9 protein-coding genes are annotated in these 13,390 nt (G+C 44.9%); 4 read left to right on the top strand and 5 right to left on the bottom strand.

The annotated features are described in order from the left end of the window. Nucleotides 1-167: 167 nt before the first annotated feature. Nucleotides 168-638 (top strand): ribonuclease regulator, encoded by a 471-nt coding sequence (locus tag L4D74_RS01695; protein ID WP_428750422.1) that lies wholly within the window; start codon nt 168-170, stop codon nt 636-638. 7 nt (nt 639-645) lie between these two features. Here the strand turns inward: L4D74_RS01695 and L4D74_RS01690 are convergent, their stop codons facing one another. Both L4D74_RS01690 and L4D74_RS01685 read right to left on the bottom strand, forming a co-directional pair. Beyond that, the gene (locus L4D74_RS01690) at nt 646-1,128 is read right to left on the bottom strand and encodes a putative 4-hydroxy-4-methyl-2-oxoglutarate aldolase (protein ID WP_428750421.1); all 483 of its coding nucleotides are present in this window, start codon (nt 1,126-1,128) and stop codon (nt 646-648) included. A gap of 85 nt (nt 1,129-1,213) precedes the next feature. Then, nucleotides 1,214-1,606 carry a DUF3293 domain-containing protein gene (locus L4D74_RS01685; RefSeq protein ID WP_428750420.1) on the bottom strand — a complete coding sequence of 131 codons (393 nt, stop codon included), beginning with the start codon at nt 1,604-1,606 and terminating at the stop codon, nt 1,214-1,216. Between the two features lie 328 nt (nt 1,607-1,934). Here L4D74_RS01685 and arcA point away from each other — a divergent pair, with 328 nt between their 5' ends. Continuing rightward, nucleotides 1,935-2,651 carry a two-component system response regulator ArcA gene (gene arcA, locus L4D74_RS01680; protein ID WP_428750419.1) on the top strand — a complete coding sequence of 239 codons (717 nt, stop codon included), beginning with the start codon at nt 1,935-1,937 and terminating at the stop codon, nt 2,649-2,651. A 75-nt stretch (nt 2,652-2,726) separates the two neighbouring features. Here the strand turns inward: arcA and L4D74_RS01675 are convergent, their stop codons facing one another. From L4D74_RS01675 to mnmL, 3 genes are all read right to left on the bottom strand, one after another. Then, nucleotides 2,727-3,197 (bottom strand): hypothetical protein, encoded by a 471-nt coding sequence (locus tag L4D74_RS01675; protein WP_428750418.1) that lies wholly within the window; start codon nt 3,195-3,197, stop codon nt 2,727-2,729. Then, nucleotides 3,197-5,551, bottom strand: coding sequence for an aerobic respiration two-component sensor histidine kinase ArcB (gene arcB / locus L4D74_RS01670; RefSeq protein WP_428750417.1), 2,355 nt, complete (start codon nt 5,549-5,551; stop codon nt 3,197-3,199). Before arcB ends, L4D74_RS01675 begins: the two co-directional genes overlap by 1 nt. 69 nt (nt 5,552-5,620) lie before the next feature. After that, nucleotides 5,621-6,559 (bottom strand): tRNA modification radical SAM protein MnmL/YtqA, encoded by a 939-nt coding sequence (gene mnmL, locus L4D74_RS01665; RefSeq protein ID WP_428750416.1) that lies wholly within the window; start codon nt 6,557-6,559, stop codon nt 5,621-5,623. Nucleotides 6,560-7,085: 526 nt separating this feature from the next. Here mnmL and gltB point away from each other — a divergent pair. Together gltB and L4D74_RS01655 are read left to right on the top strand one after the other, a co-directional pair. Beyond that, nucleotides 7,086-11,633, top strand: coding sequence for a glutamate synthase large subunit (gene gltB / locus L4D74_RS01660; RefSeq protein ID WP_428750415.1), 4,548 nt, complete (start codon nt 7,086-7,088; stop codon nt 11,631-11,633). After that, a complete protein-coding gene (locus L4D74_RS01655) occupies nt 11,633-13,102 on the top strand; it encodes a glutamate synthase subunit beta (RefSeq protein ID WP_428750414.1) in 1,470 nt (489 codons plus the stop codon). The genes gltB and L4D74_RS01655 overlap by 1 nt, the downstream gene beginning before the upstream one ends. The last annotated feature ends 288 nt before the right edge of the window (nt 13,103-13,390 follow it).

Below are 13,390 nucleotides of genomic sequence, written 5' to 3'. Positions count from 1 at the left end.
GGCGTTATTAGGGTCAATCACTAAAAAAAGACATTTATTGCAGATATATGTCATTAGGTTATGAGCAAATCGTTAAATGCTATATAGATTTACAACTTTTTGCTTAGATATTGTGCTTTAATTAGTGGACAAATAAAAAACAATAATAATGAACAAGGAGTGGTGCTATGAAAGCAATAATTGTGTCTGCTTTGTTCGTATTATTGTCATTAAACACCGCACGATCGGCTGATCTACCTTCATTGCCCTCTCAACATGACGCCTCTCCCCATAACTTTTTCCTGCTGTCTGACAGTAAGTCATCTGGCAATAACTTAGATCAATGGAATGTCGACAGTGGATACGCCTACTCAGCCTTCGACTCTGTTGATGTCTATATCGGGGCTCGCCTTAATAATTCTCTAGAATCAAGCGATAGAGGATTCCTCAGTGGTATGAGCTATCAAGTTTCGGAACGAATTTCGGTAAAAAGTATGCTACGCGGCTACCAGTATGAAGAAAATAACGTGAAGCAAGCAGGGATGGCGGCTGAGATATCAAGCCGAATGCGATTAACGGAAAACCTAGACGTACACGCCACCTTTGACTTTGAGAAAGTTCAACAAGGCGTAGAAGTCGGCCTAGGCTTTCGCTTTTAGCGCGTAATTAAAACGACAGTGCTTCCTTGGCAATTAAGATACCATTCCAATCTGAGTAGATGTAATGCCCCGGCTGAACTATCTGGTTATTCATCGTAAGTGTGACATTCACTTCCCCAGCACCACGCTTTTCAGTCTTAAACGGGCACGACCCTAACGCCTTAACGCCTAAATCCATCTCAGACATCGCAGCAACATCTCGAATGGCGCCGTTGACAATAACGCCCTCCCAACCATTCTCTATTGCCATGATTGCAAGCTGGTCACCAAGTAATGCTTTTTGGCAAGAACCATTTCCGTCGACGAAAAGGACCTTTCCTGCGCCATTGGTCGCCAGTATTTCACGTACTTTTGAGTTATCGTGATAGCAACGAATAGTCACTATCTCTCCCCAAAAAGCCGCTCTTTGACCAAAGTTTTGCAGCGGTACGTTCAGCAGCATCACTTTATCTTCGTGTTGGTCGCAAATATCAGGTGTGATATCTCTCATCTTTCCTCCATGAATTCTACTCAATAGGCTTACCTTTAGAGAGCATTAAATTAAAAATCCTTTTCATTTATCCAGCAGTTTGTAGCTAATCAGCCACACGCTCACTCAATAAACCTAAATTTTGGGGTTGGCGCTTGCCATCACACTGAACCAAAAACAGTACACCATTGTCGACAAAATAAATGGCATTTTGATGATATTTTTGTCCTAAGTCACACGCTTCAGCAAGCGTCATTTCAACAGCATAACTTTCTTCATACCAATCAAAAGTTGCATCACCAACCATTACTTTCAATCTTGACTTATGGCCAAAATCAAATGACAACTCATTGTTTTTAATGTAATTACACTCATTAGACAAACGAACGCTTCTCGGGTTCCATGCTGTGATTATCGCATACTGATTAACTAACCATGCTCGTTCAAATCTAAAGCAAGCATTTGCATAAGAAGCCCATAACTGCGCATTAACACACATATTGATTACCGCACCCGATTTACCTATTACTATTAATATTTGTTACAAGTCAGCTATTGATTTAAATCAACAAACTGCAAGGAATTAACATTTGACCATTGTTAGCATGCTGTTAACATATTAGAATTCGCCTCAATGACTAGCGGAATAATAAGAGATTTAAGGGATTTCTCGTTAGCTGGCAGCTTCATGGATGGCGACGCATATCGTAACTGTTTCTCTGATTGTAAGCAGAACATCCAAGAAACATTACCTATATGTTAACTTATTGCCTAGAATTTATTCTACTACAGCCCGATTTATCACAAGTTTAATTTAGGTACAGCCAATGCAAAGCCCGCAAATTCTTATTGTTGAAGATGAGCAAGTAACACGTAACACTCTTAAGAGCATTTTTGAAGCAGAAGGATATGCTGTATTTGAGGCCAGCGATGGTCAAGAAATGCATCAGGTCTTGTCTGACAACTCAGTAAACCTTGTTATCATGGATATCAACCTTCCAGGTAAGAACGGTCTACTTCTCGCTCGTGAACTTAGAGAGCAGGCAAATGTTGCCCTTATGTTCTTGACTGGACGCGACAATGAAGTAGATAAGATTCTTGGTTTAGAGATCGGCGCAGATGATTACATCACTAAGCCATTTAACCCACGTGAACTGACTATTCGTGCACGCAACCTTCTCACTCGCTCTATGAGCAGCAATGTGTCTCAAGAAGAGAAACGTAGTGTTGAGAAATACGAGTTCAATGGTTGGATACTTGATATCAACAGCCGTTCACTCGTTAGCCCTAGCGGTGAAGGTTACAAGCTACCACGCTCTGAGTTCCGTGCCCTGCTTCACTTCTGTGAAAATCCAGGCAAGATTCAAACTCGTGCCGACCTTTTGAAGAAAATGACAGGCCGTGAACTTAAGCCTCACGATCGTACTGTTGATGTGACCATTCGTCGTATCCGTAAGCACTTTGAGTCTGTCTCTGGTACGCCAGAGATCATTGCGACTATTCACGGTGAAGGCTACCGCTTCTGCGGCGACCTAGAAGAATAATCACTACATGATTGTAAAAAAGGGACGCATCAGCGTCCCTATTTATTGCGTATAATTTTTATTGCTTCAGCTCGCTTAGTAGACGGTATCAACCGAAACCTGCTTATTGAGCAACCATGTTTCTTTACCTTGATTCACCAGCAATAGCGCCACATCCATCGGCTGTGAGTTATTGAACTCTAGTTGCCACTGAAAGGCCACTTCCCACTGCTGTTCACTATGGTTACGTAGCTCAAAGTCATCAGCACTTAGCTCCCATACCTCATCACCTTGCTTTAAGACCACTTTCAATGCGTCCATATCCGCCGGTAGCTGACCCTTGCTGCTAAGATTCAGCGCCCCATGGATCGTTTGTTCCTTCATCAATGGCAACGTTTCACCCACCTTTGGCATCATATCGATCCATAAATTTGATGCCAATGAAATTGATTGCTGCTCAACCATAGCGGTATCACTCGCTGCCCACACCTCTGGGTTGCTAGTCGATGATGATACGCACCCACCAAGCGCAATGGCCAACGCCATCGCTGTGATCATTCTTTTCATTATGAACCCTTACTTTCTAACCAAGATTTTAACACTTGGATATCGTTACGATACTCGTTCTCTATTTCTTCAATCCAGTCTTCTATATTTTCCCACCACGCGGGTAAGTCTGGCGACTGTGCTTGTTGTGCCACAGATTGAATTCGCTTCAATCCTATAGACCCTGCAGCGCCTTTAATTTTATGCGCTTCAGAAGTAATTCCCGGCTGATCCCGTGCCGTCATATTGGATTGAAGGATCTCCATATAACCCGGCATCATATCCTCAAACATGGTGATACTATCGAGTACTGGCTTCGTTCCCACGATATCAACGTACGAGTCTAGCATCCCAATATCAAGTAAGCGTTCGTATAAATCACGATTAGCATTCATCAACTCTTCATCCTTTTCATTAGGTATCATGACTGATTTGGGTTCCATCGAAGATGAGAAGTCATTGATCACTTCGGTCAGAGCCTTCACATTTAGTGGCTTGCTGAGCGCGTCATCCATTCCTTGCTCAAGGTAATCTTGCTTGTTCTTAACCACATTAGCCGTCAATGCAACAAGCGGAGGCAGTTGTTCGTAATGGTTTCGATAATATTGGGCGACGTCAAAACCCGTCATATCGGGTAACTGAATATCCAATAATGCTAAATCGTAGTCTTGTGGCTGAAAGACACTTATCGCTTCTTTACCTGTCATTGCCACCGTCACGGTATGCCCTAGGCTCTCCAGTAGACTACGTGCCACGGTAATATTTAATTCAATATCCTCAAGCATGAATATTCGTAGCCCCTGTGGGGAACGTACTGGCTCGACAACCAATTGTCCTTCGTCAGCGCAAGGCACATTGATCGAGATAGTAAAGGTGCTACCGAACCCTTCTTCACTATCAACGGTGATCTCTCCATCCATCATGTGAATTAACTGTTGAGACACCGCTAACCCAATACCAGTACCGACAGCATGCAAATTGTCCGTTTTCGATTTTACCTGGTAATACATGGCAAAAATCTTATCGACCTCAGTTTGTGGGATACCCACACCAGTATCTTCCACCTCAATAACGATGTGAGCAATACCATCGATGACATCAGCACTGACCGTCATCACTACGCCACCTTGCTTAGTAAATTTCATCGCATTACTAACAAGGTTCCATATCACCTGCCGTAATCGCGTCGCATCCACGCAGATCCCTTCAGGCAGTTCCGTTAATCTTTCTAAATCAAAGCGTAAGCCTTTTTGCTCTGCCATTAATGCTGAAATGCTCTCAATTTCAACAATAAAATCATCAAATTTAAGTGGCTCTGGATAGAGCTCCAGTTTACGTCGGTCAAATTTATCCATATCGATAATGTCATTAAAGATATGACCCAGCGTTATTGCACTCACATTGATCGTTTGCATGTGACTACGCTGTTCTTTATCGAGTGGACTCTCAAGTAGCATGCGACTCAAACCCACAATACCATTAAGCGGTGTTCTTAATTCATGGCTAATTGTCGAGATAAACGTTGTTTTGTCTCGACTGGCTTTTTCTAGTGACTCTTGATGGCGTTTTCGTTCGGTGATGTCGCGTCCAAAACCAACGAGGCCGAGATGGCGTCCATCTTTACTATAGAAGGGGACTTTACGCAGCTCGTAGTAACATTTCTTACCGTCGGGGTACTCTAACCATTGTTCATACGTCAGTGCTTGGTTGTTACTCATGACTTTATGGTCGGTTTCAACCACTTGCTCAGCAATTTCTTCCGAGTACACATCCCACGGTGTCAACCCCACCAACTCTTTTTCTTTTTTACCGGTTAGGTCTTCCATTGCTTTATTACAGCCAGAGAAGACGCCTTCTGCGTTTCGGTAATAGATCAAATCCGGAGAAGCATCAATAAACGACCGTAACAGTGCAGTTCGTTCAGCAAGTTCTAGCTGAGTTCGCTCACGCTGATATACCTCATTTTCAAGATCCTTCATTGCCTCTTTACGTGCATCTTCAGCTTTTTCCCGTTCTTCAATTTCTAGGTTCAGCTTACTGATGTTTTGCTGCAGCTTGACGTTCATCTCTTGGTCACGAGAACGCATATCCTTAAGTTTGGAGACCATTTTAGCTAATCGTTGTCGCGACTCTTCCAACTGATCGACGACCACTGACAAGAAATAGACCGCCCAAGGGGTGATGATGAGACCAAAGAATACCGAGCGAACGATATCGATATCATCCACTCGACCATTTAATACTAAGGTAATACCAACCTGCACAACCACGGCTAGAGCCACGAGCGCAAGAGCGAGTAAGATAGAGAAACGAACAATGCCAAGTCTCACTAAGAGATCGACATAATATTGAGCGAGGTTTTTGATGGGTTTCATTCAGCACTCCGTGCATGGTTACTTAGCCAAGTGTATCACTTCGCCTAGTTGCCATGCACGAATGCTCGATTATTTGAGTATAGGTTTGTGATAAACGAAAGGATTATTAAGAAGTGAACCTTGTGGCCCCTCAAGACACAGCTTTCTACCTAATTCCGTCATCGCTAACCAGCGATTTTCACACCATAACGGCGCTAGCAGTGTTGGTCTTCGCGCAGAAGATGCCACACGGTGAAAAACAATGTCTGATGGCGTGCGGCGAATCATTTCACCAGCGACATCGAGATAAAAGTCTAATGTTGGCGCTTCTAACCTACCAGCATGCCATGCCTTAGCCATGGTACTGCCTTCAACAATATGCAAACCGTGCAGTTTTATCCCATCCGTCCCCGTTAGCAATACTTTATCCAACGTATCGAGGTTATCTTGCTTACTTTCTTTCGGCAGCCCAACAATAAGATGAGTACAAACCTTAATACCTAACGCACGTGCGCGCTTGGTAATAGCATCATACACCTCAAAGTCATGACCACGATTAATACGCTTTAGCGTCTGATTGTTTGCTGTTTGCAGACCCAGCTCTAACCATATTTCATAGCCTTGCTTAACATAATCGGCTAATAAATCTAGCACGGCATCAGGGACACAATCTGGACGAGTACCCACACATAGCCCTACGATGTCGGCATATTTTAATGCCTCTTCATACATACTTTTAAGGACTTGAACTTCGGCGTAGGTATTTGTATAGGCTTGGAAGTAAGCGAGATATTTTTTTGCTCGTTTGACTTCGCCAGCTCGATCGGTCAATTGCTCATGGATAGATTGTATTCTGGTATTTTCATTGGCAAACGAGGCAACATTACAAAAAGTGCACCCACCACGCCCAATGGTACCGTCTCTATTTGGGCAGCTAAATCCACCATGTAACGTCAGCTTATGGACTTTTTCGCCATAGCGACGCTGAAGATCTTGACCAATGGTATTAACTAATTCGTGTAACTGCATATCAAACAAACTCGATTAAATAAGAATGACTATCACTCTAATTTTTGAAACTAAATTACATCCCTGCAAAATAAAACCAGGCACAGTAGCAATACCCGCCTACTTTCAACTTAATCAAAATCAATAAATATGCACAAAAACAAGAAAAAAGCGCCGAATGTTAGCGTTATGTTACCAATTGTATTCAATTTCAAATAAAAAAAATGGGTTACAGAAGAAACTTTAGTTGGAATTACCGAGAACAAAATTGTAGGATACTTACACAATTCTTCTAATTCTGCTGTTAGGATTACAGCTCAGATTAGTAGAATAAAGGCGATATTCCTTTCCCACCAAAATAATTCACTAGAAAGTGAGTAGACGTTGCGGAATATCACCACGGATTGTTTTTCTCGCAATACTTTTCCTGCGAGATGCAGAATGGAATCGACACTGCCCCCTCTGGCAGTCAAGAATCAAAATTACAAAGGACAAGGCACAACCACACACTTTTGTTGTGCCTGGATTTAACTGGAAGGAAGTATCTATGGTAGATAGAGAGCAGAATACACAAGGTCTGTATACTCCAGAACTGGAGCATGACGCTTGTGGTATCGGTTTTGTTGCTCACCTTAAAAACCGTAAATCGCATGATGTAGTAACGCAAGCCCTAGATATGCTTGCGCGTATGGAACACCGTGGCGGTCAAGGCTGCGATCCATGCAGTGGCGACGGCGCCGGCATCTTACTGCAAAAGCCCCATGAATTTCTTTTAGAAGAGGCGGTAAAACTTGGTATCAAGTTGCCTTCTTTTGAAAAGTACGGTGTTGGTGTTGTTCTATTCCCTAAGGACGAGCACAAACGCGCACAATGTCGCGATATCTTAGAGCGTAATGCTCAACGCCTTGACCTTGAGGTCATTGGCTACCGCGTATTGCCAACAGATAACTCCATGATTGGTGCAGACCCTCTAAGCACAGAACCGCAATTTGAGCATGTATTTGTATCAGGCGGTCCAGGTTGCACACCTGAAGAATTAGAGCGTAAGCTATATGTACTGCGTAACTACACGGTACGCGTATGTTTAGAAAGTATTTCTAACATCGGTGATGACTTTTACATCAACTCAATGTCATACAAGACATTAGTCTATAAAGGTCAACTGACCACCGAGCAAGTCCCTCAGTACTTCTTAGATCTACAAAACCCAACCATGGTAACTGCGCTTGCACTCGTGCACTCTCGCTTCTCTACCAATACTTTCCCACGCTGGCGTTTAGCACAGCCTTTCCGTTACATCGCCCACAATGGTGAAATCAATACGGTACGAGGCAACCTAAACTGGATGAAAGCACGTGAAGCGATCCTTGAATCGGATCTGTTTACACAAGCTGAAATCGACATGCTGTTGCCTATCTGTCAGGAAGGTAGCTCAGATTCATCAAACTTTGATATGGCGTTAGAGCTGCTGGTTCTGTCTGGTCGCACTTTGCCACATGCATTAATGATGATGATTCCTGAAGCATGGCAAGAAAACAAAAACATGGATCCAACACGTCGCGCATTTTATCAATATCATGCCAACGTCATGGAACCATGGGATGGTCCGGCTTCTGTGTGTTTCACTGATGGCGTTCAAGTAGGTGCGACACTAGACCGTAACGGTCTGCGCCCATCTCGCTACACCGTGACTAAAGATGACTTCCTAGTCATGGCATCTGAATCTGGCGTTGTTGAAATCGCGCCAGAAAACGTAGAGTACCGTGGTCGTCTACAACCTGGTCGTATCTTCGTTGCTGATCTTGAGCAAGGCCGCATCATTTCGGATGAAGAAGTGAAAGATGGTATCGCTAAAGCACAGCCTTACGAAAAGTGGGTTGAAGAAAACCTACTGAGCTTGAAAAAGCTACCCGATGCGAGCAACGAATTTAGCCAACCTTCTCCAGAAAAACTGCTACACAAACAACAATCGTTTGGTGTCAGCTCTGAAGAAGTGAACGAAATCATTCTCCCTCTGGCGAAAACAGGCTACGAGCCACTTTCTGCCATGGGTGCTGACTGGCCGCTAGCGATTCTTTCTCATCAATCGCAGCACCTTTCAAACTACTTCAAGCAACTTTTTGCTCAGGTAACAAACCCGCCAATCGACCCGATTCGTGAACGCATGGTCATGTCTCTGAACACTTACCTAGGTAAAGATCAGAACCTCCTTGCTGAAACCCCTGAACACTGTCAAAAAGTAGAGCTTGAGTCACCGGTTCTTTCTAACTCCGAGCTCGAAAAACTGCGTGCTATTGATAATGAGCACCTGCAAGCGAAGACGCTGGATATCGTATTCCAAGCAAACGAAGAGCCAGGTAAGCTAGAACGTGCACTGAAACGTATTTGCCAGTATGCCGAAGACGCAGTGATTGATGGTTACTCCATTATTCTACTGACAGACCGTGCGGTGAACTCTAACCACGCCGCTATTCCAGCTATGCTGGCTGTTGGTGCTGTTCACCACCACCTAATCCGTAAAGGCTTACGTGCTAAGTGTGACATCGTGGTTGAAACGGGCGATGCTCGTGAAACGCACCACTTTGCGACATTAATTGGCTACGGTGCGAATGCCGTCAACCCATACTTGGTTATTGAAACCATCGTTGAGTTGCAGCGCACTAAAAAGCTAGACCCAAGCCTTCACCCTCGCGAGTTGTTCGACAACTACCGTAAAGGGGTCAATGGCGGTCTACTGAAAATTTTCTCTAAGATGGGCATCTCTACGCTGCAGTCTTACCACGGTGCACAAATCTTTGAAGCACTTGGTATCAGCAAATCAGTGGTTGAGAAATACTTCACTGGTACTGTATCTCGTATCCAAGGTCTAACGATTGACGATATCGCACGTGAAGTTCTAGTTCGTCACCGCGTTGGTTACCCTGCTCGTGAAATCCCAGCTCAAATCCTTGATGTTGGCGGTGTTTACCAGTGGAAACAACGTGGTGAGAAGCACCTCTTCAATCCAGAAACAATTTCTCTACTTCAAGAGTCGACGCGTAACAAAGATTACGGTCAGTTCAAGAAGTACGCTAAAGCCGTTGATGACCAAGGCGACAACGCAGCAACGCTACGTAGTCAACTAGATTTCATTAAAAATCCAGCAGGCTCTATTCCTCTGGAAGAAGTTGAACCGATCGAGAACATCCTTAAGCGTTTTGCCACTGGCGCAATGAGCTTTGGTTCCATCTCGCACGAAGCTCACTCAACACTGGCTGTTGCCATGAACCGCATTGGCGCGAAATCAAACTCGGGTGAAGGTGGTGAAGATCCAGCTCGATTCGAACGCAAAGAAAACGGTGACTGGGAACGCTCGGCTATCAAACAAGTGGCTTCTGGTCGCTTTGGTGTCACGTCTTACTACCTATCTAACGCTGATGAGCTACAAATTAAGATGGCTCAAGGTGCGAAACCTGGTGAAGGTGGTCAATTACCTGGTGATAAGGTCGATGATTGGATTGGCGCAACACGTCACTCAACTCCGGGCGTCGGTCTTATTTCGCCACCGCCACACCACGATATCTACTCAATCGAAGATTTGGCTCAGCTAATCTACGATCTGAAAAACGCCAACCGTAATGGTCGCGTAAACGTGAAGCTCGTTTCGGAAGCAGGCGTCGGTACGATTGCATCAGGTGTAGCGAAAGCGAAAGCTGACGTGGTACTCATCGCAGGTTTTGATGGCGGTACTGGTGCATCTCCGATGTCTTCGATTCGACATACAGGTTTGCCGTGGGAACTCGGTCTAGCAGAAACTCACCAAACACTACTGAAAAACGGCCTACGTAACCGTATCGTTGTTCAGTCTGATGGTCAGATGAAAACACCACGTGACCTTGCGGTAGCAACGCTACTTGGCGCTGAAGAATGGGGCGTAGCAACCGCAGCACTGGTTGTTGAAGGCTGTATCATGATGCGTAAGTGTCACAAGAACACTTGTCCTGTTGGTATCGCAACACAGAACAAAACACTGCGTGAGCGCTTCGATGGCCGCGTAGAAGACGTTGTGACTTTCTTCCAGTACATGGCGGAAGGTCTACGTGAAGTCATGGCTGAACTAGGTTACCGTTCTATTAACGAAATGGTAGGTCAGTCGCACAAACTTAAAGTTCGTGATGACATCGGTCACTGGAAATACAAGAACCTGGATCTCACACCAGTTCTGCATATTGAACAGGCTCGTGCAGAAGACGGTATCTATAACCAGACACAACAAAACCATAATCTAGAAGATGTTCTAGACCGTAAGTTGATTCAAGCCGCTATTCCAGCGCTTGAGAAAGGCGAAGCCGTTAACGCGACCTTCCCTATCATCAACACTGACCGCTCTGCGGGTACCATGCTGTCGAACGAAATCTCGAAGGTTTACAAAGACCAAGGTTTACCACAACCAATGAACGTCAAGTTCCACGGTAGTGCTGGCCAATCTTTCGGTGCGTTCCTTGCGAAAGGCGTTAAATTTGAAGTAGAAGGCGACGCGAACGATTACTGGGGTAAAGGCCTATCTGGCGGTACGCTAGTGCTGTACCCAGATGCTAAATCTTCGATTATTGCTGAAGATAACATCGTGGTTGGTAACGTCTGTTTCTACGGTGCCACCTCAGGCGAATCTTTCATTCGCGGTATGGCTGGCGAACGTTTCTGTGTTCGTAACTCAGGTGCGAAAGTTGTTGTTGAAGGTGTCGGTGACCACGGTTGTGAATACATGACTGGTGGTGTGGCTATTATCCTCGGCTCAACAGGTCGCAACTTTGCAGCGGGTATGAGTGGTGGTGTGGCTTACGTTTGGGATAACGCTGGTGATTTTGAAACCAAGCTAAACCCTGAATTGGTCGACCTAGATCCAATCGAGCAGGAAGATAAAGATCTTCTTCTTGATATGCTAACTAAGCACGTTGAATTCACAGGAAGTGAAGTTGCTCAGTCTTTCCTTGCTAACTTTGAAACCAGCCTAACCTCTTTGGTTAAGGTCATGCCGCGTGATTACAAGGCGGTTCTTCAAAAGCGCAAAGCTGAAGCACAACAAGCACAATCGGAAGAAGTGGAGGCAGTATAATGGGTAAGCCTACTGGATTTTTAGAACACGGTCGCGAGCTCCCTAACAAGCTTGATCCGTCAGTTCGCATTGAGAACAACAAAGAGTTCGTTCTCAATGAAGAGTTTGGTTCAAAAATCAATACTCAAGCATCTCGTTGTATGGATTGTGGTGTGCCGTTTTGTCATAACGGTTGCCCAATCGGTAACATCATCCCGGAGTTCAATGACGCGGTTTTTCGTGACAGCTGGGAAGAGGCATGGAACATTCTAAGCTCGACCAATAACTTCCCGGAGTTTACTGGCCGTGTCTGCCCTGCTCCTTGCGAAAGTGCTTGTGTACTGGGGATCAACCAAGACCCTATTACCATTTGTAATATCGAAAAAACCATCGTTGAAACAGCGTATCGCGAAGGCTACGCCAAGCCGAAAAAACCGCGCATTCGCAGTGGAAAAACGGTCGCGATCATTGGCTCAGGCCCTGCAGGACTTGCTGCAGCCGAACAGCTTAATAGCGCAGGTCACTCTGTGACGGTTTTTGAGCGTGATGAAAAAGTCGGTGGTTTACTTCGCTTTGGTATCCCTGACTTCAAACTGGGCATGGACATCATTGATCGTAAGATCAACTTAATGGCCGATGCTGGCGTGAAATTTGAAGTCAATGCGCATATCGGTGTCGACATCAATGCACAACAGCTGCGCCAAGATTTCGATGTTGTGCTGCTAACAGGTGGCTCAACGGTACCTCGCGATTTACCTATCCCAGGCCGCGAGCTACAAGGCGTACATTTTGCCATGGAATTCTTAGGTCAGAACAACCGTCGTGCGAACGATATGGATCTGAAAACCAAAGAAATTCACGCAAAAGATAAGCACGTTGTCGTTATCGGTGGTGGTGACACAGGTTCGGACTGTGTTGGTACTTCTAACCGCCACAAAGCCAGCAGCATCACTCAGGTAGAAATCATGCCGATTCCACCAGAGAAGCGTCCTGCAAATATGCCTTGGCCTCAATACCCAATGATCATGAAAACCACCACCTCTCATGAAGAAGGCTGTGAGCGTCATTGGAATATCTTAACCAAAGAATTTATTGGTAATGATAAAGGAGAAGTCACGGGTTTACGTATTGCCGACATCGTATGGCAAGATGCAAAACCAGGCGAACGTCCTGGCTTTGATGAAGTCGCAGGCAGCGAGCGTGTTATTCCATGTGATTTAGCTTTCCTTGCAATGGGCTTCCTTCACCCAGAACCAACGGGTGTACTGGCACAATTGGACGTGAAACTTGATGAGCGTGGCAACGTCGCAACACAAGACTTCCAAACAAACCAACAAGGCGTATTTGCCGCTGGGGACATGCGTACTGGCCAATCTTTGGTGGTACGTTGTATCAACGAAGGACGTGAGTGTGCACGCTCCATCGATGAGTTCCTAATGGGTAACACCAACCTTGAAGCGAAAGCCAATTCATTGATGCTTTCCGCTTAGCAATAAATGCATGGCTGCATCAATAAGCAGCCAGCACATTCCTTCCTAATTTGGCCAGCACTTGCTGGCCTTTTTTGTCGCTTTTTCCTATGCATTCCCCGTCATTTTTCCTGCCATGTTTCAATATTCGCTGCAACACCACCTGACGATTCAGGTAAATGCATGGTTTTTCTCAGTTCTACATGATGACATGCTGAATACTTGACGTTTACAACCATAAGCTATACGTTGTGAAGTTGGTGCAAATAAAATTCGCACTATTTGTTAAAAATATAACTCATGGATTTT

The sequence above is a fragment of the Vibrio cionasavignyae genome (assembly GCF_050337155.1).
In the GTDB taxonomy this organism is placed as follows: Bacteria; Pseudomonadota; Gammaproteobacteria; order Enterobacterales; family Vibrionaceae; genus Vibrio; species Vibrio nomapromontoriensis.
This window is presented reverse-complemented; position numbering and strand designations above follow the sequence as displayed.